Genomic DNA, 24,036 nt, shown 5'->3' with positions numbered 1-24,036 from the left:
CCGGGGGACGCAGCCGGACCCGTGGCACCAGGGACACGTACGGCCCAGGGGCTCCGGCTCGGAGGGGTACTTCCGTTCGCTCACCACGACCAGCGTATGCGGCGGCCCCGGCCGTGCCCGGCCTGCGGCCGACCTCACCCGAACGGGTGAGCCGAGGTGCCGCACCGGCCGCCACCGCCTACCCTCGCGCCCCACGGTCACCGCTGTCATCATGGGCTCGTGCGGTGAGGGCGGAGAGGGCCGCCATGTCGGTGAGGACGGTGCCGTCCGGCACCGGGCCGTTCCGCGCCATCGGGCTCGCGGCCGAACGGCGCTCCCCCGAGAACCCCGACGGCGCCGAGATCCGGGCCGCCCTGACCCCGGCCGGCGTCGCGGCCCTGGTCCGCCACGGCTGCGCGGTCGCCGTCGAGCGCGGCGCGGGCACCGCCCTGGGCCTCCCCGACGCCGCGTACGCCGCCGCGGGCGCCGCCCTCCAGGACCACGACGCGCTGTACCGGGACAAGGACCTGGTGATCAAGCTCAAGGGCCCCGCCCACCGCGACCTGGCCCGCATGGACCCCGGCTCCACCCTGCTGTGCATGGTGCACGCCCGCTCGGTGCCCGAGCGGGTCGCCGTGGCCGAGGAGCACGGCGTCAACCTCCTCGCCATGGAGGAGATCCGCGAGTGCCCCGAACGGCTCCCCGACGCCCTGCTCCGCGCCCGCCTGGCGATGCGCGCCGTGCTCGGCCGGGCGCCGGACCCGCCCGGCGACCTCGCGCTCGCCTTCACCTTCGCCGAGGCTCCCGCCGGCGCCTCCACCGGCTTGGCCGCCGAGCTCTTCGGCGCCCTCCAGTACGCGGCCCGCTGCCGCCCCGCCGCGCTGCGCGTGGTGGGGTCGCCCGCCCTCGCCCGGGGCGCGTTCGCGGTCCCGTGCGCCGAGCTCGTCGCGCTCGCCCGCGCGCTGCCCGCCGCGCGCGTCGACGCGTACCGCGCCTCCCTGCCCGTACGCCGCTTCGGGCGGCGCCGCATCCACTGCCTGCACGAGACCGGGCGGGCCGGCGCCCGCTTCGGCGTCGGCCTAGCCCTGCGGCGGTGCCACGGCCCCGCCGCGGCGGCCGGGCTGTCCACCGTCGTCCTCGGCTACGGCAACGTGGCCTTCGGCGCGCTCGACGAGTGCCTGCGGCAGGGCGTCGCGGCCGTGGAGGTCCTCACCCGCCGCACCGCCCTCCGGCCCGCCGTCCGCCGCCACCTCGCCACCGCCGACCTCGTCGTCAACGGCATCGAACTGGCACCGCGGCTGCGCGGCCGGCACTACGTGATCACCGACGACGACCTGGGCACCGTGCTGCGCCCCGGCACGGTCGTCGTCGACCTGGTGGGCGGCTGCCCGGGCAACCGCACGCCCGTGCAGCCCGTCGTCTCGTCCACCAGCCCCCTCCGGCCCTGCGTCGTCCGCGCGGGCGTGCACCTGGCCTCGGTCTGGGGCTGGCCGCTGCTGGGCTTCGCCCGCGAGTCGGCCGAGCGCTACAGCGCCCAGATCGTGCGGCTGCTGCTGGAGGACGAGCACCTCGCCGACGGGCTGGCCACCGCTCCCCCAGGCGTCCGGCGGGCTCTGGTGGCCGGACCGGCCGCGGCCCGCTGCGGACCACCCCTTCCGGGACCTTCCCCCGATGTGGCACTCAGTGCCACACTCAACGGATGACCAGACGATCCTCCCTCCCGCTGGAGCAGGCGTGGGCCGCTCTCGGCGGCGACCCCGCCCGCACGGAAGCCGTCACGTTCCGCGGCCCGTCGTCCGTCCTCCCCGCCCGCCTGCCGGTCCGCGAGACGGCCCGCGCCACGGTGGCAGCGTGCGCGCTGGCGGCGGCCGAACTGGACGCCGCACGGCGCGGCGGCGGGCCGCTGCCGGCCGTCACCGTGGACGACGGCGCGGTGGCCACCGCCTTCGTCAGTGAGCGGCACGTACGGGTGGACGGCCGGGCCCACCCGGCCTTCGCGCCGCTGTCCCGCTTCTGGCGCACCGCCGACGGCTGGCTGCGCACCCACGCCAACTACCCCCACCACCGCGCCCGCCTCCTGGCGGCCCTGGGCGTGCCCGACACCGGCAGCTCGGGTGACGACACCGCCCTGGCCGGGCGGGTCGCCGCGGAACTCGCCACGCGCGAGGCCGCTGCCGTCGAGGAGGCGGTGTACGCGGCCGGCGGGCTCGCCGTCGCCGTCCGCACCCCCGAGGAGTGGGCCGCGCACCCGCAGGGCGCCGCCGTCGCCGGGCACCCGCTGCTGACGCTGGAGCGACTGGCCGAGGGACGGGGCGGGCCGGGCCGCGCGCTGGGTCCCGCCCCGCGCGGCCTGCCCGCCTCCGGGCTGCGGGTGCTGGACCTCACGCGCGTCCTCGCCGGCCCCGTGGCCACCCGCACGCTCGCGCTGCTGGGGGCCGACGTCCTGCGCGTCGACCCGCCCGCGATGCCCGAGACGCAGGACCTGCACGACGACACGGGCCTCGGCAAGCGCTCCACCCTGCTCGACCTCGGGCGGCGCGCCGACCGCGCGGTGTTCGACGAGCTGCTGGCACGCGCCGACGTGGTCGTCACCGGATACCGGCCCGGCGCCCTGGACCGCCACGGCCTCGCGCCGCAGGCCCTGGCCGAGCGCCGGCCGGGCCTGGTCGTCGCCTCGCTGAGCGCCTGGGGCACGTACGGGCCGTGGGGCGGCCGGCGCGGCTTCGACAGCCTGGTGCAGGCCGCCTGCGGCGTGGCGGTGGCCGAGGCCGCCGACGACGGCACGCCCGGCGCGCTGCCCGCGCAGGCGCTGGACCACGGCACCGGCTACCTCCTGGCCGCCGCCGTGCTGCGGGCCGTCACCGAGCAGTGCGCCGGCGGCGGTACGTACGGGGCGCGGCTGGCACTGGCCCGGACGGCGGCGTGGCTGATGGCGGACGTACCGCACGACCAGCAGGGCGAGGCCGGGGGCGAGCCGTACGACCCCGCCGCCTGGTTGGTGGAGCGCGACACGCCCCGCGGGCGGCTGCGGCACGCAGTGCCACCCGTGACGTTCGAGGGTGGACCGCGCCAGTGGGCCGCCCCGTCCGGCGTGCTGGGGGCGGACGCAGCGATGTGGCGGTAGCGCGCGGCAGCAGCGGACCCGCCGCGTGCCGGCGGTTGCGGCGGGGAAGCACTCCCCTGTCCCCCGCATGTCCCCCACATGCGGACGCCCCCCTCCCGAGGAGCTGACCCGCCGTGGCCACGACCGTCCGCCGAGCCGTCCTCACGCTGCCCGCCGCGCCGCTGGGACCGGAGAACCCGCTGCCGCCGCTCGCCGCCCCGGGTGACGTGCACCGACCCGCCGTCCCCCGGGCCAGGGACGGCGAGGAGCTGCCGCCCGCCATGGCGCGGCGGATGACGTGGGCGCCACTGCGGTCGCTGCTGCCGGTGCGGCGCCGCGACGCGTACGGGCGGCACCGGCAACGGACCGACCTCGACGCCCTCGTCGTCGAGAACGACCGGCTGCGGGCGACCGTCCTGCCGGGGCTCGGGGGGCGCGTGCACTCCCTGTTCCACAAGCCGAGCGGCCGCGAACTCCTGTACTCCAACCCCGTGTTCCAGCCCGCCGGCTTCGCCCTCAACGGCGCCTGGTTCTCCGGCGGCATCGAGTGGAACATCGGGGCGACCGGGCACACCACGCTGTCCGTCGCCCCGCTGCACGCCGCGCGCGTGCCCGCGCCCGACGGCGGCGAGATGCTGCGGCTGTGGGAGTGGGAACGGCTGCGCGACCTGCCGTTCCAGGTCGACCTGTGGCTGCCGGACGGCTCCGACTTCCTGTACGTGGGCGTCCGCGTCCGCAACCCGCACCACCACACCGCGCCCGTCTACTGGTGGTCGAACACCGCCGTGCCCGAGGCGCCCGGCAGCCGGGTCCTCGCCCCGGCCACCGGCGCCTTCCACTTCGGCTACGAACGTGCCCTGCGGCGCGTACCGGTGCCGGTGTGGGACGGCGCCGACCGCACGTACCCGCTGAACGGGCAGCGGCCCGCCGACTACTTCTACGACCTGCCGGACGGCGAACGCCGCTGGATCGCGTCCCTCGACGCCCACGGCCACGGCCTGGCGCAGACCTCCACCGACCTGCTGACGGGCCGCAAGCTGTTCCTGTGGGGCTCGGGCCCCTCGGGCCGGCGCTGGCAGGAGTGGCTCACGGAGCCGGGCACCGGCGGCTACGCCGAGATCCAGGCCGGCCTGGCGCCCACCCAGCTGGAACACGTACCGCTGCACCCCGGCGGCGAGTTCGCCTGGCTGGAGGCGTACGGGCCGCTGGCCGCCGACCCCGCGCGGGTGCACGGCGAGGACTGGGCGGCGGCGTGCGCCGAGGCGGCCGGGCGGCTGGAGGCGGCGCTGCCGCGCGCCACCGTGGACGCCGCGTACGCGGCGTGGCGGCCGTACGCCGACCACGAGCCCAAGGAGACCCTGGCCGCCGGTTCGGGCTGGGGCGCGCTGGAGGTGGAGCGCGGCCGGCTGGAGCTGCCCGGCACGCCCTTCGCGGAGGGCACGCTCGGCGAGGAGCAGCGGCCGTGGCGGGAGTTGCTGCGGCACGGCGTGCTGCGGGAGGAGGGGCCGGAGCCGGGGCCGTCGCTGGTGTCGGCGCCGTGGCGGGAGCTGCTGGAGAGCGCCGGGCCCGGCCCGTACACGGCGTACCACCTGGGCGTCGCACAGTGGCACGCCGGCGACCGCTCGCAGGCCGTGCGCAGCTGGGAGCAGGCGCTGCGGTACGGCTGCGCGTGGCCGGCGCTGCGCTGCCTGGGGGCCGCCGACCGGCTGGACGGGCACCCGGAGCGGGCCGCCGACCGGTACGCCGCCGCGGTGGCCGAGGCCCGGCACGCGCGCGTGGCGCACCCGACGGCGACGGCGCTGGCGCGGGAGGCGGTCGAGGCGCTGCTGGAGGCCGGGCGGGCGGAGGAGGCGGACGCGCTGCTGGCGGGGGTGCACCCCACGGCGCGGTCGCACGGCCGGTTCCGGCTGCTGCGGGCCCGGGTGCTGCTGGCGCGGGGCGACGCGGCGGCGGCGCGGGCGGTGTTCGACGAGGGCTTCGACGTGGACGACCTGCGGGAGGGCGAACGGGCCCTGGAGGACGTGTGGTTCGCCGTGGCCGAACGTCTGGTGGCGGGGGACGGCCCGGTGACGGAGGAGGTGCGGGACCGGGCGCGGGCGGAGCACCCGCTGCCCGTCCGCTACGACTTCCGCATGGGGGCCTGACCCCCGGCGGCGGCCCCGGGGTCAGCCCGGCGTGCGGTCCACGTACTCGAACACCGAGCCGTCGGGGTGGCGGGCGATCAGGTTGCGGCCGATGGGCGTGGGCAGGGGGCCGGCGATGATGTCCGCGCCCACGGCCCGCAGGTCGGCCAGCGCCTCGTCGACGTCGGTGACGGCGAGCGTGGCGGTGATCTTCCGCAGCACGGAGAGCTCCGCCTCCGGGCCGCACATGAGGAAGAAGCAGCCGACCGCCGCCACCGACACGCCACCGCGCCGGAAACGCACCGCCTCGGCGCCGGTCAGCCGTTCGTAGACCGCGATCCCCTCCTCCAGGTCGTTGACGCACACCCGCAGCGAAGTCCCCAGAATGTTCATGGAAACCAGGCTAGTTGGCGGGGAGCGGCGCCGGTGGGAGAACGCCGGGGGGCGGCGTCCGGGCGCGGGCGGGCACGCGTCGGCACGCGGTCGGCACGGGCGGGTACGCGGGCGGCGGCCGGTGGCGGGTGCTCCGGCGTGCGCCGGGGGCGTACCCGCCGGGCGCCCGCCACCACGGGAGGCGTCCCCCGGCGGCATCGTCCGGCGGCATCCGCCGGCGTCCGGTGGCGTCGTCCGGCCGGGCGGGGGACGTTCACCCGGCTGTCACCCGCGCGCCCGTGTCGCCCCGCCGCGCCGCGCCCGGTCTGCCAAGGTGGACCAGGGACCGGCGGGTGGCCGGTGCCCGGCGTGCGGTGACGGAGGTGCGGTACGGATGCAGCGGGCCCGTCCGGCGCACCTCGCGCTGCCGGCCGCGGAGCGGGGGCTGCCGGTGCTGCCGGAGCTGGCCGCACGGCTGGCCGCGGCGGCCGACGCGGGCCCCGAGCCGGTGGGTGGCGGCGCCGAGCTGCGCACCGCCGCCTGCGACCACTGGGCGCGGCGCGGACTGCCGGCCGCCCCCGAGGACGTGCTGGCGGCGCCGGGCCGCCAGCCGCTGCTGCTGGCGCTGTTCGCGTCGGCGGGCGGCGAGGTGCTGCTGACCCGGCCCTGCTCGGCCTCGTACGCGCCGCTGGCCCGGCTGGCGGGCCGGCTGGCCTACCACGTGCCGGTGCCCGCCGAGTGCGGGGGCGTGCCCGACCCCGTCGCGCTGCTGGAGACGGTGGACAGGATCCGTTCGGAGGGCGGGCGGCCCCGGTTCCTGGTGCTGTCGGTGGCGGACGACACCACCGGCACGGTCGCCCCGCCGGAGATCGTCGGCGAGGTCTGCGAGGCGGCGGCCGCCGAGGACCTGACCGTCGTGAGCGACGAGACGTGGCGCGACGTGCTGCACGACCCGCACGGCACGGTCTTCGTCGGCCCGGCCGAAGTGGCGCCCCGCCGGGTCGTCGTGGTCAGCGACCTGTCCGGGCCGCTGCTGCCGCCCGCCTGGCCCGCCGCCGTCGCCCGCTTCCCCGCCGCCGGCACGGGCCCGGTGCTGCGCGACCGCGCACTGGCGGTGCTGGCGGCGCTCCGCGCCGAACTGGCGCCGCCGGTGGCCGCCGCCGCGGGCTGGGCACTGTCCGGCCCCGAGCCGGTCCGTACCCGTACCGCCGCGGCCGCCCGGCTGTACGGCACGCTGGGCGCCGCGCTGCGCGAGCAGCTGGCGGCGGCCGGGGTGCTGTGCCGGCCCCCGCAGGCGGGCCCGCACCTGTACGCCGACCTCGGCGAGCTGCGCGGGCCGCTGGCCGCGCGCGGCGTCACCGACGCCGTGGAACTGGAGGACCGGCTCTGCACGGCGCTGGGCCGCCTGCTGCCCGGCGGGCACCGCTTCGGCGACGACCCGGACGCACTGCGGGTACGGCTGTCGGTGCTGGACCTGCTCGGCCCGGCGGCCGAGGACCGGCTGAGCGCCCTGGGCTCCCCCGACCCGCCGGCGGAGCCGGACGTGGCCCGGGCGCTGTCCCGCGTCGCGGCGGCCTTCCGCGAACTTGCCGGGACCTGACGCGGTGTCCCCCGATTGGAGCGAGATGACCGAGCAGACCGAGCGCCCCTTGACGGAACCCCGCCCGCTGCGCGAGGTCCGCACCTGGCCCCGGTCGTTCGCCGACCGCCTCACCGCGCCGCTGCCCGGCGTCCGCGCCCTGGCCCGGGTGGCCCGCGAGGGCCTGCTGCGGCCCGGCCCGGAGGCGCTGCGGGAGGTGGACGGGCTGCCCGTGGCGCCCGGGCCGCTGCCCGCCGCCGACCCCGGCACGCTCGCCGTGACGTGGGCCGGCCACGCCAGCTGGGTGCTGCGGATCGGCGGGCTGACCGTGCTCACCGACCCCGTGTGGTCGCGCCGCATCCTCGGCACGCCGCCCCGCGTCACACCGCCCGGGGTGCGGTGGGAGGACCTGCCGCGCGTCGACGCCGTCGTCATCAGCCACAACCACTACGACCACCTCGACCTGCCCACGCTGCGCCGGCTGCCGCGCGACACACCACTGCTGCTGCCTGCCGGGCTCGGCGGCTGGGCGCGCCGGCGGCGCTTCCGGCACGTCACCGAGCTCGACTGGTGGGAGGCCGTGGAGCTGCCGGGCCCGGCGGGCCTCGTGCGGTTCGACTTCGTGCCGGCCCACCACTGGAGCAAGCGCACGCTGACCGACACCTGCCGCTCGCTGTGGGGCGGCTGGATGGTGACGGCCCCGGGCGGCCGGCGGGTGTACTTCGCCGGCGACACCGGCTACGGCTTCTGGTTCGAACGCATCGGGGAACGCTTCCCCGGCATCGACGTGGCGCTGCTGCCCATCGGCGCGTACGACCCGCGCTGGATGCTCGGCCCGGTGCACACCGACCCGGAGGAGGCCGTCCGCGCCTGCCTGGACGTGGGGGCGCGGGCCATGGCGCCCATGCACTGGTCGACGTTCCTGCTGTCGGCCGAACCCCCGCTGGAGCCGCTGCGCCGCGTACGGGCGGCGTGGGAGGCCACGGGCCGGCCCCGCGACGAGCTGTGGGACCTGCCGGTGGGCGCCTCGCGGGTGCTGCCGCCCGACGAGGGCGCCGGGGGCCCGGCCCCGGCGGGCGTCACCTGTTCCAGGTGAAGGTGAAGCGGCCGCCGCCGTGGCCGGTGCAGGCCAGGTACGAGGGCAGGCGGCTGGCGCGCGTGTCCAGGCCCGTGGTGCGGGTGATCTCGTCGTAGCTGAAGCGAACCGTGCCCGTCGCCAGGACCTCGCCCGTGACGGCCCGGCACACCGCCAGCTCCACCGGGGCGCCCTCGCGCACGGCCAGTTCGCGGGCGGGCCCGCCGGCGTCCAGCACCACCTCGGTGTCGGGCACCGTCTCGCCGTCGCCGCGCCGCAGCAGACGCAGCGTCAGGGCGCGGGCCGGGTCGCGGCCCACGGTGCGGAAGTCGGCCTGCACCACGCGGCCGCGGGGCCCGTCGACGGCGACCACGGCCAGGCTGTGGTAGCCGCCGGCGGCCACACGCAGCACCCGTTCCCGCCCCACGGCCGCGAGAATCCCGGACACCTGCCCGTCGCCGTCCTTGCCGGAGGCCAGCAGCTCGCCCTCCCGGGTGACGGCGAGGCTGTGCAGGTGGCCGGCGGCCACCGCGACGACCCGGCGGCCCTGCGCGATCCGCAACAGGCCCGACACCTGGTGGTGGCCGTCGCGGCCGGCGGCCAGCAGCTGCCCGTCGTCGGTCACCGCCAGGCTCTGCAGGGCGGCCGCCGACACGGCCACCACCTTCCGGCCGTCCGCGGCGGCCAGGATGCCGGACACCTGGCCGTCGTCGTCGCGGCCGGCGGCCAGCAGCCGGCCGTCCCGGGTCAGGGCCAGGCTGTGGAAGTCACCGGCCGCCACCGCCGTGACCTGGCGGCCGCGCGCCGCCTGCACGATGCCCGTCACCTGGCCGTCGCCGTCGTGCCCCGCCGCCAGCAGCTCACCGTCGTCGGTCACCGCCAGCGAATGCACGGCGCCGCCCGCCGCGGCGACGGCCCGCCGGCCGCCGGCGGCGGTCACGATGCCGGTCACCTGCGCGTTGTGGTCCTTCCCGGCGCCCAGCAGCTCCCCCTCCTCGGTCAGCGCGAGACTGTGGAAGCCGCCCGCCGCCACCGCGGTGACGCGACGGCCGTGCGCCACGCCCAGGATGCCGGTGACCTGGCGCTCGTCGTCCAGGCCGGCCGCCAGCAGCCGGCCCGCGCCCGTGACGGCGAGGCTGTGGTAGTCGCCGGCGGCCACCGCCCCCACGCGTTCCCCGCCGGCCGCCGCGAGGACGCCGGGCACCTGCCCCTGCGCGCCGAGCCCCGCGGCGCACAGCCGGCCGGCGGTCGGTGGGGGTGCGCCTGCGGACAATGGGTCCTCCCTGGCCGGGGCGGATGCCGTCGACGTCCACGCTGGCCGGTCCGCGGGGCCGGGGCACGTGTGGGGGGCCCGAAAGCGTGACGGCGTACGTCAGGGGCACGCCTCCAGCACGTGCACACGCAGCCGCCCGCCGCACCGGGGATCGGCCGTCTCGCCCTCCGGCCGCATCCCGAGCGCGCGCAGCACCCGCTCGGAGCCGGCGTCGCCGACGGCATGCACCGCCACGACACGGGCCACCCCCCGATCGCGCAACGCGAAGTCGAGCACGGCCCGCGCCGCCTCGACGTCCAGCCCCCGCTCCCGGCCCACCGCCCCGAGCCGCCACCCGAGCGCGACGGCCGGCAGCACGGCGGGCAGGTGGGCGGGCACGGACAACCCGGCGACCCCGGCCAGCCGCCGGGTCTCCCGCAACTCGACGGCGAACATCCCGACCCCTCGTTCCTCCCACTCCCGCTCCCAGGCGGCGATGTCGTCCCGGGCGGCGGCCGGATCGCCACCGGGGCCGAGGGCCGCCAGGGGCTCGATGTCGTCCTCGCGCCAACGGCGCAGCGTCAGTCGGGGCGTTCGGAGGATGGTGGTCATGGGGGAAGGCTGCCCAGCCGGACGGGGGAAACGCGCGGGGGCCGCGGGGTGCGGTCGGTGAAGGGCGCGGGGCGGGCCGATGTGCGCTTCCGCGCGCACCGGGCCGTTGGCGGCCGCCGGTGGCCGCAGGGGCCCGTCGGCAGGGCCCCTGCGGCGCGCGTGCGAACGGGGCGCGACCGGCGCCGTGGGCGGCGACCCGTAACCGGGGACGTCGCGGGCCCCGGCCCTACGGTGCCGCTGCCGGCCACAGCGTGCCGGTCTCGTCCCACACGGCGCGCGTGCCCGTGCGGTACGAGCCCGTGACCGGGCCGTCCATGGCCGGCCAGGGGCCGGCGAGGTACAGGACCTCGTCCCGTACGGACAGCCGGGCGTTCCACAGCGGCCGGCCCAGTGGTACGGGGCCCTGGCCGCCCGGTGCGCAGTGGTGGTGGGTCAGGTCGCCCAGCAGGCCGGCGGGGCGGTGGTGCCGGTGCAGTCCGACGCCCGGGAGCGCGCGGTGGAACCGGTCGGCCGCGGCGCGGTCCAGCTCCTCGCCGGTGCACAGGACGCGGCGCAGCGCGCCGGGCCCGCCGGTGCCCTCGGCGAAGGGTACGAGGGCTTCCGGGGCGAGCCGGACGGTGGTGGCGGCGTACCGGCGCGCGGTACGGGCCAGGGCCGCGGGGTCGCGGTCGGTGCCGGGGGCGGCGAGGACGACGGTGGCGCCCTCGCGCAGGGCCCAGAGCAGGTCGGCCGGCCAGGGGTCACCGGCCGGTGCCGCGTACAGCACGCGGTCGGCGGCGGTGAGCCCGTGGCAGCCCTGGAGGGCACGCAGTTGGACGTCGGCCCAGGCGTGCGGCACGGGCGTGCCGCCGAGCACGGCAACCGGGTGGTGCGGGGTGAGGGCGCGCCCTGGGTCGGTGGGCAGCTGCGCGGCGGTGCGCGCCCGGACCCGCGGGTCGTCCACGACCACGTACGGCCCGCCGGCCGCGGGCAGGAAGGCACGGGTCGCGGCGTCGGTGACGACGCACAGCGGCGCGGTGTCCGGCGCCAGCCCGGTGGGCACGTAGGCCGCACCCGTCTTGAGCACCGCCAGCAGCGCGACGACGAGCCGGGGCCCGGGAGGCAGGGCGAGCGCAGCACACGTACCGGGCCCGAGACCGAACCCCGCGAGGTGGCGGGCGAGGCGGTTGGCCCGGGTGTTGAGCCCGGCGTACGTGAGCGTGGCGGCGCCGGCGACGAGCGCGGTCGCGCCGGGGGTACGCGCGGCGCGGGCCTCGACGGGCCCGATGACGGTGGTAGGCGGCAGGGCCACGGCGGTGCGCCCGTAGCCGGCAGCGGGGCGTGCGGGCCCGGCGGACACGGAGGCCGGGCGCACCGACCGCAGGGCAGTCCGCCGGACGGGCACCGGCCCCGGCCCCGCCGGCGCACCCGCACACCGCCCCGCCGGTGCCGGCCTCGTCGCCGTACCGGTGCTCACCGTTCGGCCCCCAGCAGCGGCGCCCACCGCTCGATCGCCGGTTCGCCCGCCAGGTCCACGAAGGCGGCTTCCACGCCGTGTTCGCGCTTCCAGCGTTCGATCAGGGTCATGATGCGGACCGAGTCCAGGCCGTGGTCGACGAGGTTCTCGTCGTCGGGGATGTCGGCGGGGTCCTCGCCCAGGACGTCGGCCACGTCGGCGCGGATCCGTTCCACGGTCAGCGGGGTCGGCGGCAACGGGGTCACTTCCCTTCCAGGATGTGCTCGGTGGTGGTGACGACGGCGCACTTGGCCGCCGTCCAGTGGAGGGCCGTCGCGTGGTCCTCCGCGGAGAAGTCGGCGACGGCGTCCGCGACGACGAACGGCCGGATGTCGCGCATCCACGCGTCGGCGGCGGTCGTCAGCACGCCGATGTGGGCGTAGACGCCCACGACGACGAGCTGGTCGCGGCCCTGTGCGGCCATCCGTTCCGCGAGGTCGGTGCGGACGAACGCGCTGTACTTCCACTTCGTGAGGACCGTGTCGCCGGCCGTGGGTGCCACCTCGGCCGCGATGGCCTTCGCGTGGGCGTCGTCGGGCAGACCCGGGCCCCAGAAGTCCTGCTGGAGGCCGCGTTCGGCGGGGGTCTGGCCGCCGGGCTGGGCGGAGTAGACGACGGGGATGCCCAGGCGGTGGCAGTGGGCGCGCAGGCGGGCCACGTTGGCCAGGAGCTCCGTCACGGGCGACGTGCCCGGCTGGTACGCGCCGAGGAAGTAGTTCTGCAGGTCGTGGACCAGCAGCACCGCCCGCGCGGGGTCGACGGTCCAGGTCGCCTTGTTCGCGGGCAGGTCCGCGGCCGTGGGCATGGGGTAGGGGGCGATGGCGGGGAGTGCCATGAGCAGCCTTTCAGAGCTCGGTGGAGTGGGTGGCGGCGAGGGCCGCTCGCAGGTCCTTCTTCGAGACCTTGCCGATGCCCGTCTGCGGGAATTCGTCCACGAACTCCACCCGGTCCGGCACCTTGAACGCGGCGAGCCCCCGCTCCCGTACGAACCTCTTGATCTCGACGGGCCGCAGCGGCCCGGCGCCCGCGCGCAGTACGACGTACGCGCAGGTGCGTTCGCCGAGGTAGGCGTCGGGCATGGAGACGACGGCGACGTCGTGGACGGCGGGGTGGGCGAGGATGTGGTTCTCCACCTCCTCCGCCGCGACCTTTTCGCCGCCGCGGTTGATCTGGTCCTTGGCCCGGCCCTCGACGACGAGGTGCCCGGTCTCCGTCAGGCGGACGACGTCGCCGGTGCGGTAGAAGCCGTCGGCGGTGAAGGAGCGGGCGTTGTGTTCGGGGGCGCGCCAGTAGCCGCGGATGGTGTACGGGCCGCGGGTGAGCAGGTGTCCGGTGGCGCCCACCGGCAGGTCGTGGTCCTGGTCGTCGACGACGCGGATCTCGTCGCCGGGCGAGAGGGGGCGGCCCTGGGTGGTGACGACGGTCTCCTCGTCGTCGTCCAGCCGCGTGTAGTTGACGAGGCCCTCGGCCATGCCGAAGACCTGCTGGAGCGTGCAGCCGAGGACGGGCCGGACCCGGCGCGCCGCCTGTTCGCTGAACTTGGCGCCGCCCACGAGCAGGACCTCCAGGCTGGAGAGGTCGTACGGGGTGGTGGGCGCGGCGTCCAGCCAGACGAGGGCGAGCGGCGGCACGAGCCCGGTGAGGGTGACGCGCTCGCGCTCGATCAGCGGGAAGGCGACGTCGGGGCTGGGCCGCGGGGCGAGGACGACGCGCGCGCCGGCGTGGAGGGCGCCGAGGGTGCCGGGCGAGCTGAGCGGGAAGTTGTGCGCGGCGGGCAGCGCGCAGAGGTAGACGCTGTGCTCGTCGACGCCGCAGATCTCGTTGGAGCCGCGCACGGAGTAGAGGTAGTCGTCGTGGGTGCGCGGGATGAGCTTGGGCACGCCGGTGGAGCCGCCGGACAGCTGGAGGAAGGCCACCTCGTGCGGTTCCGGCTCGTCGGGTATGGCGACTGGGTCGCGCGGGACGTCGGACAGTGCCGTGTGCTCGCCCGGGTCGCCGACGACGAACACGTGCTTGAGAGTGGGCACGCCGGCCCGTACGCGGGTGGCGAGCTCCCGGTGGTCGTAGCCGTCGGTGACGTCGGCGACGACGTAGGCGACGGCCTCGGTGAAGGCGCAGAAGTGGCGGATCTCGGCGTCGCGGTGGGCGGGCAGGGCGAAGACGGGCAGGGCGCCGATGCGGAAGAGGGCGAAGACGACCTCGAAGAACTCGGCGATGTTCGGCAGCTGGAGGACGACGCGGTCGCCCTTGCCGATGCCGTGCGCGAGGAGGCCGGCGGCCATGCGGTCGGCGCGGGTGTCCAGGTCGCCGTAGGTCCAGTGGCGGCCGTCCCCGGCGGGGTCGGTGATCGCGACCCGGTCGGGGTGGGCGGCGGCCCGCTCGCGGAGCATCTGCCCGAACGTTTCGCCGCGCCACCAGCCGGCGGCCCGGTAGCGGGCCGCGAACTCGGGCGGGTAGCCGGGTGCGTCGGGGGCCGGGGCGGTCATCGCTCCACCCCCGCTGCCCCCACGGCCTGGAGGAACGTGCGGAACTTGGCGCCGGTCTCCGCGGTCTCCGCCTCCGGCGAGGACTCGGCGACGACGCCCGCGCCGGCGAAGAGCCGCAGCGTGCTGCCCTCGGCCTCGGCGCAGCGGAGGGTGACGACCCATTCGCCGTCGCCGGAGGCGTCGCTCCAGCCGACCATGCCGGCGTAGGGGCCCCGGTCGAAGGGTTCGAGCTCGTCGATGACGCGGCGGGCGGTGGCGGTGGGGGTGCCGCAGACGGCCGGCGTCGGATGCAGGGCGCACGCCAGTTCGAGCGCGGAGACGGCGGGGTCGGCGGGTTCGCCGGTGACGGTGGTGGACAGGTGCCACATGGTGGCGGTGCGCACCAGCGTGGGGCGGTCGGGGACGTGGAGGGTGCGGCAGAAGGGGGCGAGGGCCGCGCGGACGGCGTCCACGACGACGGCGTGTTCGTGCAGGTCCTTCTCGGAGTGCAGCAGTGCGGCGGCCCGGCGGACGTCCTCGGCGACGTCGGCGCTGCGGGGCGTGGACCCGGCCAGGGGGTTGGCGACGATGCGGCCGCCGTGGCGGGAGGCGAGGAGTTCGGGGCTGGCGCCGAGCAGGGTGCGGCCGGGGCCGGTGGGGACGGCGAAGGTGTGGCCGCCGGGGTCGCGGCGGGCGAGGCGCTGGAGCAGCGCGGGCAGGTCGGGCGCGTGTGCGGCTCTCAGCCGGAGGGTGCGGGCGAGGACGACCTTGGCGAACTCGCCGGCGCGCATGCGGCGTACGGCTTCGGCGACGGCCGCGGCGTACGCGTCGGGCTCGGGGTGGGGGCGGACGTCCCAGTCGGTGGTGGCCGGGGGCGCGGCGGGGAGGGCGATGAGGGGGTCGTGGGCGAGCGGGGGTGCGTGGTGGACCGTGCGGGGCACGACGAGCGCGGCGGGCGCGGTGGTGTCGAAGGGCACGGCGCCGACGACGAGGGGTGCGGCGTCGCCGGCGAGCAGCCGGGCGTCGAGGGTCTCGGTGACGCGCCGGTGCAAGGGGGTGGTGCCGTGCGGCACTTCGGTGCGGGTGCCGTAGGCGAGGAGGGTGCGGGTGGGCGAGGCGAAGAAGCGGGTGTCGCCGGCGGCGTAGGCGTCGAGCAGCGAGGTGGCGGCGCCGACCGCGGTGTCCGGGCGGGCGGGGAGGGGCGGGCCTCCCGGTGCGGCCGGCCGCGCCGGCGGCGGGCCGTCGGGCAGGCCGGCGAGGTGCTGGGCGGTGGTCACCTGCTGCTCCGTTCTCCCGGCGGGTCGCGCCGGGGCGTGAGGGGTGGGGTGTGCGGCCGGTGGGCAGTGTGCGCCCGCGGCGGGGCATGCGGAAGGCGCCGCCGGTCCGGCAAGGGGCCTGTCCGGTTGGGGCGGTCGGGCCGGTACAGGGGTGGGGCCGCCGGGCGGGGACCGTCCCGCCCGGCGGCATGCCGGTGGTGGCCCCGCGGCATCGGGGCCACCACCGTGTCGGGGGGTGTGCGCGCGTCAGGCGCGCAGCGTGGCGCCGCCGTCGACGTAGAGGTCGTGCATGGTGATGTGCCGGGCCCGGTCGGACACGAGGAACACGACGGCCTCGGCGACGTCGGCGGGTTCCGCGAGGCGGCCCAGGGGGATGCCCACGCGGTAGGCGGCGGGGTCGCCGTCGACGACGCGGCCGGGGGCCCGGTCGTCGGTCCACAGGGCGCGTTGCATCGCGGTGTCGGTGGAGCCGGGCGAGACGACGTTGCAGCGGACTCCGCTGCGGGCCAGTTCGAGCCCCAGGCATTTGGTGAACATGGTGGCGGCGGCCTTGGAGGCCGCGTAGGCCGCCATGTGGGTGCGGGGCACGCCGGCGGCGTTGGAGCCGACGGTGACGATGCAGCCGCTGCGGCGTCCGGCCATGCGGCGGGCCGCGGCGCGGGAGGCGTGGAAGACGCCGGTGGAGTTCACCGCGAAGGTGCGTTCCCAGTCCTCGTCGCTGGTGGTGACGACCGGTGAGGTGCGCAGCACTCCGGCGACGTTGACGAGGATGTCCAGCGGGCCGAGGGTCGCCTCGGCCGCGCCGACGGCGGCTTCGACGGCGGCGCCGTCGGAGACGTCGGCGACGTGGTGGGTGACCGTGCCGGTGCCGTACTCCGCTTCCAGCGCCTTGACGCCGGCGGGCGTGGCGTCCAGGGCCGCGACGCGCGCGCCCCGGGCGACGAGGGCGCGGACGACGGCCTCGCCGATGCCCTGCCCGGCGCCCGTGACCAGCGCGACGCGTCCGGCGAGTTCGGACTGCTGCACGGCCGAGTGCTCCACGGCGGTTCCCCCATTCCGTTCGAATTAGGTAAGCCTTACCTTACACACGCTTCCGCACCACGGGAACCGATGTGCACCCGAATCGACCGACCCCCTTCCGCCAACTTCCGTGGCGCATACGGGAAAAGACGGGAAAGGGGTAAGAAAAAGTTAGGTTAGGCTTACCTCATGCGCCTTGTCGTGGAACAGCTCACCGCCGGCTACCCCGGCCACCCCGTCGTCCACGGCGTCGACCTCACCGTCCCCGAGGGACAGGTCGTCGCCGTTGTCGGCCCCAACGGCTGCGGCAAGTCCACCCTCCTGCGCACCCTCGCCCGCCTGCACCGCCCGGAGGCGGGCACGGTGCGCATCGGCGACGCCGACATCTGGCGGCTCCCGCCGCGCGCCGCCGCCCACCGCGTGGCGCTCCTGCCGCAGTCCCCGCTGGCGCCGGAGGCCGTCACCGTCGCCGGGCTCGTGCGCTACGGCCGCCACCCGCACCAGGGCCTGTTCCGGCAGTGGTCGGCCGAGGACGAACGGGCCGTGGCGCAGGCCCTGGAGGCCACCGGCACGACCGCCCTCGCCGGGCGGCGCCTCGACCGGCTCTCCGGCGGCCAGCGCCAGCGCTGCTGGCTGGCCATGGTGCTGGCCCAGCAGACGCCCGTCGTCCTCCTCGACGAGCCGACCAGCGCGCTCGACCTCGGCCACGCCGTGGAGGTGCTGGAGCTGGTCCGCGAGGTGGCGGCGGCCGGGCGCACCGTCGTGATGGTCCTGCACGACCTGGCGGCCGCCGCCCGGCACGCCGACACCGTCGTCGCCCTGCGCGACGGCCGGATCGTCGCGCAGGGCCCCCCGCGGCAGGTCGTGGACGCCGCGCTCGTCCGCGAGCTCTACGACATCGACGCCGACGTGCTGGCCGCACCCGGCGACGGCGCCCCCGTCGTCGTGCCCGCCGCCCGGCCCCGCCTCACTTGCTGAGCTCCACCGCCGGCACGTCCCCGACGTCCAGCCCGAACACCTGGGCGTAGAGGGACAGTTCCGCCTCCTGTGCGCGGATCAGCGTCTCCTCCCGGCGGAAGCCGTGGCCCTCGCCCTCGAACGTGAGGTACGCGTGCGGCACGCCCCGGCCCGCCACCGCGCGCACGAACCGCTCGCTCTGCTCCGGCGGGCAGACCCGGTCGTCCAGCCCCTGGAGCAGCAGGAAGGGCGCCGTCACCCGGTCCGCCCGGCTCACCGGGGACCGGTCGCGGTAGCGGTCGCGCACCTCGGCCCGCGGGCCGACGAGGCTCTCCAGGTAGTGCGACTCGAAGTCGTGCGTGCCGCCCTCCGCCCAGGCCAGCAGGTCGATGACGGGGAAGAAGATGGTGCCGCACGCGTAGAGGCCCGTCGACACCAGCGAGGCGGCCGTCGTCCAGCCGCCCGCGCTGCCGCCGCGGATCGCCAGCCGGGCCCGGTCGGCCGTGCCCTCCTCGGCGAGCGCCTCGGCCACGGCCGCGCAGTCCTCCACGTCCACGACGCCCCATCGCTCCCGCAGCCGCTCCCGGTACGCGCGCCCGTACCCGGTGGAACCGCCATAGTTCACCTGCACCACGCCGATGCCACGCGAGGTGAAGTAGGCGATCTCCAGGTCCAGCACCAGCGCCGCGCGGCTGGTGGGCCCGCCGTGCGCCCACACCACGTACGGCGGCAGCTCGTCGGCCGGGCCGGTGTGGTCCGGGCTGTGCGGCGGGTAGACGTGGGCGTGCACCTCCCGCCCGTCCGGCCCGGTGAACGTACGGATCAGCGGCTCGGGGTAGTACGCGGGGTCCACCGCATCCGTGTGCCGGGCGCCGACCGCCCGGGCCCGGCCGGTCCGCGTGTCCAGCTCGACGACCTCGTACCCGCTGCGCGGGCTCGCCGCCACGCCCACCACCCGGCTGCCGTGCGCGTGCAGCGACGGCGCCCACTCCGTCCACGGGCCGGCCGCGTCCACCACCTCGCCGGTCTCCGGGTCGAGTATCCCCAGCCGCTGGGCGCCCCGGCCGTGCACCACGGCCACCAGCCCGCCGGCCATCGGCACGAACCAGCGCGTGCCCGGCCGCCACAGCGGCCCGGCGAACTCCTCCTCGCGCCGGCACAGATTGACCGGCTCCGCCCACTCCCCGCCGGAATCCCCCGCATCCACGCGGTGCAGGTTCCACCAGCCGGTGCGGTCGGTGACCGCCAGCAGCGTGCCGTCCGCCGCCCACTCGGCCTGCGCCACCGATTCCTCCGGCCCGCCCAGCACCGTACGGGCCCCGGAGAAGCGCTCCCCGTCCGGCCCGCCGGCGACCTCGGCCACCCGCAGCTCCGTGCCGTCCCAGGGCATGCGCGGGTGGTCCCAGGCGATCCAGGCGGCCCGGCGGCCGTCCGGCGAGAGCCGGTGACCGGTGACGAAACGGTGCCCGCCGTCGCTCAGCTCCCGTATCGCGGCCCGGTCCTGCGCCGCCGAGCCGTCCAGCGGCACCGCGGCGATCACCCGCCGTACGTCACCGGGCGCCGGGCCCGTGAACTCCTCCAGGACGCACCACACCTCGCCCGCGGGACCGCGGTCCGGCAGCAGCAGCGGCTCCGCCCAGCGCAGCCCGCCGCCCACCGCCGACACCGGCGTCAGCGGCCGGGGCGGCGCACCCGCCGGGTCGTCCGGCTCCCAGGCGTACAGCCGCTGGTCGGCGAAGTGCACGAACACCAGCAGCGGGCCGCCCACCGCACGCGGCACGCCCGCCCAGGGCGCGCCGCCGTACTCCATCAGCCGGCTGCGCACATCCCACGGGGCGGGCAGCGCCACCGCCTCCGTACCGCCGGGGCGGCACCGCACCAGCGCCGAACGGCCGTCCTCGGCCGGGCGCGGGACGAGCCACCACACCTCCTCGCCGACGGTGCCCACGAAGTCCGGCCTGCCGTCGTGGGCCGCGACGAGCTCCGCGCCGATGGGGGACCGCCAGGCACCGTAGGGCGTCGTGGACACCATGATTGCTACCCCTCCTCAGAGAACGTTCCCGCCTGATCCTCCGTCAGGACACCGTCCATCAGGAAGTGGTCGAGCACCCGCACGCCGAAGTGCAGCCCCTCCACGGGCACCCGCTCGTCGACGCCGTGGAACATCGCCTGGTAGTCGTACCCCTCCGGCAGCCGCACCGGCGAGAAACCGTAGCCGCTCACCCCCAGGCGGGCGAACTGCTTGGCGTCCGTGCCGCCGGACATGCAGAACGGCACCACGCACGCCTGCGGGTCGAACCGCTCCAGCGCCGCCCGCATCCGGTCGAACACCGGCGCGTCCACCGGCGCCGCCAGGCCCGGCTCGCCGTGGCACAGCTCCCAGTCCACGTCCGGGCCGGTCAGCAGGTCCATCGTGGCGCGGAACTCCTCCTCGGTACCGGGCAGCGTCCGGCCGTCCACCCGGGCCACGGCCACGCCCGGCACCACGTTCACCTTGTAACCGGCCTCCAGCTGCGTGGGGTTGGAGCTGTTCCGCACGGTCGCGGCCACCAGCGCCGCCGACCGGCCCAGCTTGTCCAGCAGGCCGTCGACGTCCAGCTCCGGGTCGTCCAGGTCCACCGGCACGCCCTGCACCCGGGCGATCTCCCGCAGCGCCGCCCGGACCGTGGGCACCAGCCGCACCGGCCACCGGTGGCCGCCGATGCGGGTCACGGCCGCGGCCAGGTTCACCACCGCGTTCCGGCGGTTGATCTTCGAGCCGTGCCCGGCCACGCCCCGCGCGGTCAGCTTCAGCCAGGCGGTGCCCCGCTCCCCCGCCGCCACCGGGTACAGCCGCAGCCCGCCGTCGGCGTGGAAGGTGTACCCGCCGGACTCGCCGATGGCCACCGTGCACCCCTCGAAGAGGCCGGCGTGCTTCTCGGCCAGGTACGCCGAGCCGGGTTCCCCGGTGTCCTCCTCGTCCGCGGTGAAGGCCAGCACGATGTCCCGCGGCGGCCGCACCCCGGCCCGCGCCCAGGCCCGCACGGTCGCCAGCACCATCGCGTCCATGTTCTTCATGTCGATGGCGCCCCGGCCCCACACCGCGCCGTCCCGCACCTCGCCCGAGAACGGGTGCGTGCTCCAGCCGGCGGGGTCCGCGGGCACCACGTCCAGGTGACCGTGGACCAGCAGGGCGTCCGCCGACCGGTCCTCGCCCGGCACCCGGGCCACCACGTTGGTGCGCCCGGGGTCCTTCTCCAGCAGCACCGGTTCCAGACCGGCGTCGGCCAGGCACCCGGCGACGTACTCGGCGGCCGGCCGCTCGCGGCAGTCGCCGCCGCCGCGGTTGGTCGTGTCGATGCGGATGAGGTCCGAGGTGAAGCGCACCGCCTCGGTCAGTGCCCGCCGGTCGATGCGCGGGCCCGCCCTCCCCTCCCGCCCCCCGTGCCCCGCCCGTCCCCCGTCCGTCGCGTGTGCCCCGCCCGCCGCTTCAGCCATATTGCTCCTCGACCGCCGCCGAGACGACGGTCGTCACCGTCTTGAAGCAGCGGATGCCCTCGTACATGGTCGGCAGGGTGCAGCTCACGCGCCGCTCGCCGGTCTGCTCCACGCCCGGGACCGCCGTCGCCGCCCCGGCCAGGTGCTCGGCGTCGAACTCCAGCTCGATGGTGAACGGGCCGCTGCGCACCGGCTCGTGGCGCACCGCCAGCGCGGTGGCCTCCTTCGCCGCGGCACGGATGTCCGCGGCCGTACGAGCGGGGGTGCGGCACACGGCCGCGTACCGCGAGACGTAGTCCTTGACGGCGACCGTCCGGGCCCGGGGGGCGTACCCCCGGGCGTCCTCGCAGGTCCGGTCGTCGCCGGTCACCAGCACCACCGGCACACCGTATTCGGCGACGACGAGAGAGTTCAGCACCCCTTCGCTGGCTCGCGCGCCGTTCACCCACACGCCGGTCAGGGAGTTGGCCAGATAGGTGTGGGCCAGTACGCCCTCCGTGCCCGCCCCCGTGTGGTAGCCGACGAAGGCGACGCCGTCGACGTCGCCGTGCTGGACGCCCTCGACCATGCTGAGGGTCTTGTGCTTGCCGGTGAGCATCTCCACCCGCTCGTCCAGCTTCTCCAGCAGCAGGTTGCGCATGCTCCAGTGCGCCTCGTTGACGAGGACCGCGTCGGCGCCGCCGTCGAAGAACCCGGTGACGGCCGCGTCGACGTCCGAGGTGAACAGGTGCCGGCAGCGCTCCCACTGGGGCGTGCCCGGCAGGACGTCGGCCGGCCAGGTGACCCCGGTGGCCCCCTCCATGTCAGCGGAAATCAGGATCTTCACCATGCCCTGGTTCCTACCGCGGACGGGCGCGTCTCAGTCCTCGTGGCCGAGCTGGAGGTCCCGTTCGGTGCGGCCGCCGCCCGCGACGCGCAGGACCGTGGCGACGGGCGGGTAGCCGGCGGCCACCACCGTGTACTCGCCGGCCGAGAGGTCGACGAAGCGGAAGGTGCCGTCGGCGCCCGTGATGGCGGAGTCGACCACGTTCCCGGCGGCGTCCAGCAGCGTCACCCGGGCGTCCTCCACGGGCCGCCCGCCGCCGGCCCGCACCGTGCCGCGCAGCACCGCGCCGCCGGCCAGCTCGACGTCCTGGCGGGTCTCGCGGGCGGACTGGACGGTGACGGGCATGGCGGCCGGCCGGAACGCGGGTGCGGAGCAGGCCAGGGTGTACTCGCCGGCGACGAGTTCGGCGATGACGTACCCCCCGTCGGGCGCGGTGCGGGTGGAGGCCACCACCTCGCCGTGCACGTTGGTGAGGGTGACGAGGGCCTCGCGCACCGGGGTGCCGTCGGCCGTGCACACCGTGCCGGCCAGCCGCCCGGCGCCGCCGAGGACGACGTCGAGCTCGACGGGGCGTTCGCCGACGGTGACGGTGACGGCCTGCGGCTGGTGGCCGCCGGCGGCGGCGATGAGGACGTACGCGCCGGTGCCCGGCGTGCTCAGGGCGTACCGGCCGTCCTCGCCGCTGGCGCCGCGGCCGATCTGCCGGCCCTGGACGTCGATGAGGGTCAGGGCGGCGCGCGGCACGGTGGTGCCGTCGTGGTGCTGGACGGAGCCCGTCACGGGGATGCCCGCGACGAAGGGCGCCGGGTCGGCCGGCGGTGCGGTGCGCGCGGACGGGACGGCGGCGTCGGGGGCGTTGTAGGACACCAGTGGTTTCTCTTTCAGCAGGAGGGCGAGCAGGAAGCCCACGATGAGCACCGGTACGAGGACGAGGAAGACCTGCGGCACGGCCTCGGCGAAGGCCCGGACGTACCCGTCGCGCAGCGGGGCGGGGAGGGCTCGCACCAGCTGCGGGGTGAGGGAGTCCGGCTCCGGGAGCCCGGGCCGCGGCGGCAGTTCGGTGGCCAGGGCGGTGCCCAGGCGGTGGGCGAGGAGGGTGCCGAGGGCCGCGGCGCCGAGCGCGCCGGCGATCTGCCGTACGTAGTGGTGGGCGCTGGTCGCGGCACCGACGTCGGCGGGGTGGGCGGAGTTCTGCACGGCCAGGACGAGGACGGGCAGGGTCAGGCCGATGCCGGTGCCGAGGATGGCCATCCAGAGGCTGGAGGACAGCCGCCCGGTCTGGGCGTCGAGGTGGGAGAGCAGGTAGGCGCCCTCGGCGGAGAGGGCGCCGCCGAGCACGGGCAGCAGTTTGTAGTGGCCCGTTCGGCTGACGAGGTGGCCGGCGAGGAGCGAGGCGACCGCGACGGCGCCCATCATGGGCAGCATCAGCAGCCCGGAGGCGGCGGCGCCGGCGCCGTCGGTCATCCGGAGGAAGGCCGTGAGGTGTCCGGCGGCGGTGGCGAGGGCGACGCCGGCGACCGCCCCGGCCAGGGTGGAGACGGTGAAGACGGGGTCCCGGAAGAGGTGCGGCGGGATGATCGGTTCTGCGGCGAAGTGCTCGACGACGACGAGCAGCAGGGCCGTGCCGAGCGCACCGGCGGCCAGGCCGGCGACGGTGCGGGAGGTCCAGGCGTACTGGGTGCCGCCCCAGGTGGCGAGGAGCACCAGGCAGCTGGTGGAGGCGGTGAGGAGGAGGGCGCCCAGGACGTCGAAGCGGGCGCGGCGGGGCGGCCGGGGCAGGCGGAGCGCGGTGGCGACGACGAGGAGCGCGAGGAGGCCGGGCGGCAGGTCGATCCAGAAGCACCAGCGCCAGGAGGCGTGGCCGGTGAGGAAGCCGCCGAGCAGCGGGCCGGCGACGGCGGCGAGCCCGGCCACGGCGCCGAGGGCGCCGAGGTGGCGGCCGCGGGCGCGGGCCGGCACGAGGTCGGCGACGACGGCCTGGGCGCCGGCGAACAGCCCGCCGGCGCCCACGCCCTGGAGGGCGCGGAAGGCGATGAGCTGGTCCATGGTGCGGGAGCAGCCGGCGAGGGCGGACCCGGCGAGGAAGACGACGAGGGCGAAGAGGACGACGGGCTTGCGGCCGGAGAGGTCGCCGAGCTTGCCGAGGAGGGGCAGGGCGGCGGTGGAGGTGAGCAGGTAGGCGGTGACGGCCCAGGGGGCGCGGCCGGCGCCGTGCAGGTCGGTGGCGACGGCGGGCAGGGCGCCGGCGACGAGGGTCTGGTCGAGCGCGGCGAGCAGCACGGCGAGCAGGAGGCCGGCGAGGACGAGCCGGGACCGGCCGGGTCCGGGCAGGGGGCGGGCGGTGGCCGGGAGGGGTGCCGCGGGGGCCGGCGGAAGCGTCCTGCCGCTCGTCGCCACGATGGTCTCGACAGTGGACCCGCCCAC

19 protein-coding genes are annotated in these 24,036 nt (G+C 77.1%); 6 read left to right on the top strand and 13 right to left on the bottom strand.

Annotated elements, in window-relative coordinates; translation table 11 throughout:
- Window positions 1-245: 245 nt before the first annotated feature.
- The 3 genes from IE305_RS02045 to IE305_RS02035 all read left to right on the top strand — a co-directional run bounded on the left by IE305_RS02045 (window position 246) and on the right by IE305_RS02035 (window position 5,226).
- On the top strand, window positions 246-1,682 hold the full coding sequence (locus tag IE305_RS02045) for an alanine dehydrogenase (RefSeq protein WP_190127597.1): 1,437 nt from the start codon (window positions 246-248) through the stop codon (window positions 1,680-1,682).
- Entirely contained in the window at window positions 1,679-3,103 is a 1,425-nt protein-coding gene (locus IE305_RS02040; RefSeq protein WP_190127596.1) for a CoA transferase, read from the top strand. Before IE305_RS02045 ends, IE305_RS02040 begins: the two co-directional genes overlap by 4 nt.
- A 113-nt stretch (window positions 3,104-3,216) precedes the next feature.
- Window positions 3,217-5,226, top strand: coding sequence for a DUF5107 domain-containing protein (locus IE305_RS02035; protein ID WP_190127595.1), 2,010 nt, complete (start codon window positions 3,217-3,219; stop codon window positions 5,224-5,226).
- A gap of 21 nt (window positions 5,227-5,247) precedes the next feature.
- On the opposite strand, the gene IE305_RS02030 is transcribed toward IE305_RS02035, so the two are convergent.
- Entirely contained in the window at window positions 5,248-5,598 is a 351-nt protein-coding gene (locus tag IE305_RS02030; protein ID WP_190127594.1) for a VOC family protein, read from the bottom strand.
- A 373-nt stretch (window positions 5,599-5,971) separates the two neighbouring features.
- Between IE305_RS02030 and IE305_RS02025 the strand changes: the two genes are divergently transcribed.
- Together IE305_RS02025 and IE305_RS02020 are read left to right on the top strand one after the other, a co-directional pair.
- On the top strand, window positions 5,972-7,177 hold the full coding sequence (locus IE305_RS02025) for an aminotransferase class I/II-fold pyridoxal phosphate-dependent enzyme (RefSeq protein ID WP_190127593.1): 1,206 nt from the start codon (window positions 5,972-5,974) through the stop codon (window positions 7,175-7,177).
- Window positions 7,178-7,202: 25 nt separating this feature from the next.
- Window positions 7,203-8,252, top strand: a complete 1,050-nt coding sequence (locus tag IE305_RS02020) for an MBL fold metallo-hydrolase (RefSeq protein WP_190127592.1) — start codon at window positions 7,203-7,205, stop codon at window positions 8,250-8,252.
- Here IE305_RS02020 and IE305_RS02015 read toward each other — a convergent pair.
- The 8 genes from IE305_RS02015 to IE305_RS01980 all read right to left on the bottom strand — a co-directional run bounded on the left by IE305_RS02015 (window position 8,236) and on the right by IE305_RS01980 (window position 16,373).
- Window positions 8,236-9,504, bottom strand: coding sequence for an RCC1 domain-containing protein (locus IE305_RS02015; RefSeq protein ID WP_190127591.1), 1,269 nt, complete (start codon window positions 9,502-9,504; stop codon window positions 8,236-8,238). The two genes, IE305_RS02020 and IE305_RS02015, sit on opposite strands and share 17 nt — an antisense overlap.
- A 99-nt stretch (window positions 9,505-9,603) precedes the next feature.
- Window positions 9,604-10,095 (bottom strand): GNAT family N-acetyltransferase, encoded by a 492-nt coding sequence (locus IE305_RS02010; RefSeq protein ID WP_190127590.1) that lies wholly within the window; start codon window positions 10,093-10,095, stop codon window positions 9,604-9,606.
- Between the two features lie 226 nt (window positions 10,096-10,321).
- Entirely contained in the window at window positions 10,322-11,449 is a 1,128-nt protein-coding gene (locus IE305_RS33410; protein ID WP_308440221.1) for an AMP-binding protein, read from the bottom strand.
- Between the two features lie 98 nt (window positions 11,450-11,547).
- Entirely contained in the window at window positions 11,548-11,787 is a 240-nt protein-coding gene (locus IE305_RS02000; protein WP_190127589.1) for a phosphopantetheine-binding protein, read from the bottom strand.
- 5 nt (window positions 11,788-11,792) lie between these two features.
- Window positions 11,793-12,425, bottom strand: coding sequence for an isochorismatase family protein (locus IE305_RS01995; protein ID WP_190127588.1), 633 nt, complete (start codon window positions 12,423-12,425; stop codon window positions 11,793-11,795).
- A gap of 10 nt (window positions 12,426-12,435) precedes the next feature.
- Entirely contained in the window at window positions 12,436-14,076 is a 1,641-nt protein-coding gene (locus IE305_RS01990) for a (2,3-dihydroxybenzoyl)adenylate synthase (RefSeq protein WP_190127587.1), read from the bottom strand.
- Complete coding sequence (gene dhbC, locus IE305_RS01985) at window positions 14,073-15,305, bottom strand: isochorismate synthase DhbC (RefSeq protein ID WP_190128168.1); 1,233 nt, start codon at window positions 15,303-15,305, stop codon at window positions 14,073-14,075. Before dhbC ends, IE305_RS01990 begins: the two co-directional genes overlap by 4 nt.
- A gap of 273 nt (window positions 15,306-15,578) precedes the next feature.
- The gene (locus tag IE305_RS01980) at window positions 15,579-16,373 is read right to left on the bottom strand and encodes a 2,3-dihydro-2,3-dihydroxybenzoate dehydrogenase (RefSeq protein ID WP_229890424.1); all 795 of its coding nucleotides are present in this window, start codon (window positions 16,371-16,373) and stop codon (window positions 15,579-15,581) included.
- Between the two features lie 168 nt (window positions 16,374-16,541).
- Between IE305_RS01980 and IE305_RS01975 the strand changes: the two genes are divergently transcribed.
- Window positions 16,542-17,330 (top strand): ABC transporter ATP-binding protein, encoded by a 789-nt coding sequence (locus IE305_RS01975; protein ID WP_190127586.1) that lies wholly within the window; start codon window positions 16,542-16,544, stop codon window positions 17,328-17,330.
- Here the strand turns inward: IE305_RS01975 and IE305_RS01970 are convergent.
- From IE305_RS01970 to IE305_RS01955, 4 genes are read right to left on the bottom strand one after another with little or no spacing between them, the layout of a single operon-like run.
- Window positions 17,320-19,341 carry a prolyl oligopeptidase family serine peptidase gene (locus IE305_RS01970; protein WP_190127585.1) on the bottom strand — a complete coding sequence of 674 codons (2,022 nt, stop codon included), beginning with the start codon at window positions 19,339-19,341 and terminating at the stop codon, window positions 17,320-17,322. The two genes, IE305_RS01975 and IE305_RS01970, sit on opposite strands and share 11 nt — an antisense overlap.
- Before the next feature lie 5 nt (window positions 19,342-19,346).
- Complete coding sequence (locus IE305_RS01965; RefSeq protein WP_190127584.1) at window positions 19,347-20,786, bottom strand: M20/M25/M40 family metallo-hydrolase; 1,440 nt, start codon at window positions 20,784-20,786, stop codon at window positions 19,347-19,349.
- Window positions 20,779-21,612 (bottom strand): M55 family metallopeptidase, encoded by an 834-nt coding sequence (locus IE305_RS01960; RefSeq protein WP_190128166.1) that lies wholly within the window; start codon window positions 21,610-21,612, stop codon window positions 20,779-20,781. The genes IE305_RS01965 and IE305_RS01960 overlap by 8 nt, the downstream gene beginning before the upstream one ends.
- A gap of 33 nt (window positions 21,613-21,645) precedes the next feature.
- Complete coding sequence (locus IE305_RS01955) at window positions 21,646-24,036, bottom strand: MFS transporter (RefSeq protein ID WP_190127583.1); 2,391 nt, start codon at window positions 24,034-24,036, stop codon at window positions 21,646-21,648.

Source organism: Streptomyces mashuensis, from assembly GCF_014654785.1.
Classification (GTDB): Bacteria; Actinomycetota; Actinomycetes; order Streptomycetales; family Streptomycetaceae; genus Streptomyces; species Streptomyces mashuensis.
The sequence above is the reverse complement of the archived record's forward strand: the minus strand, read 5'-3'. Positions and strand labels throughout refer to the sequence as shown.

What these genes read in the sequence shown, in the direction of transcription:
- IE305_RS02045 (WP_190127597.1), top strand. Translation starts at nt 246, where the DNA reads ATGTCGGTGAGGACGGTGCCGTCCGGCACCGGGCCGTTCCGCGCCATC.
- IE305_RS02040 (WP_190127596.1), top strand. Translation starts at nt 1,679, where the DNA reads ATGACCAGACGATCCTCCCTCCCGCTGGAGCAGGCGTGGGCCGCTCTC.
- IE305_RS02030 (WP_190127594.1), bottom strand. Translation starts at nt 5,598, where the DNA reads ATGAACATTCTGGGGACTTCGCTGCGGGTGTGCGTCAACGACCTGGAG.
- IE305_RS02025 (WP_190127593.1), top strand. Translation starts at nt 5,972, where the DNA reads ATGCAGCGGGCCCGTCCGGCGCACCTCGCGCTGCCGGCCGCGGAGCGG.
- IE305_RS02020 (WP_190127592.1), top strand. Translation starts at nt 7,203, where the DNA reads ATGACCGAGCAGACCGAGCGCCCCTTGACGGAACCCCGCCCGCTGCGC.
- IE305_RS02010 (WP_190127590.1), bottom strand. Translation starts at nt 10,095, where the DNA reads ATGACCACCATCCTCCGAACGCCCCGACTGACGCTGCGCCGTTGGCGC.
- IE305_RS01995 (WP_190127588.1), bottom strand. Translation starts at nt 12,425, where the DNA reads ATGGCACTCCCCGCCATCGCCCCCTACCCCATGCCCACGGCCGCGGAC.
- IE305_RS01990 (WP_190127587.1), bottom strand. Translation starts at nt 14,076, where the DNA reads ATGACCGCCCCGGCCCCCGACGCACCCGGCTACCCGCCCGAGTTCGCG.
- IE305_RS01975 (WP_190127586.1), top strand. Translation starts at nt 16,542, where the DNA reads ATGCGCCTTGTCGTGGAACAGCTCACCGCCGGCTACCCCGGCCACCCC.
- IE305_RS01970 (WP_190127585.1), bottom strand. Translation starts at nt 19,341, where the DNA reads ATGGTGTCCACGACGCCCTACGGTGCCTGGCGGTCCCCCATCGGCGCG.
- IE305_RS01965 (WP_190127584.1), bottom strand. Translation starts at nt 20,786, where the DNA reads ATGGCTGAAGCGGCGGGCGGGGCACACGCGACGGACGGGGGACGGGCG.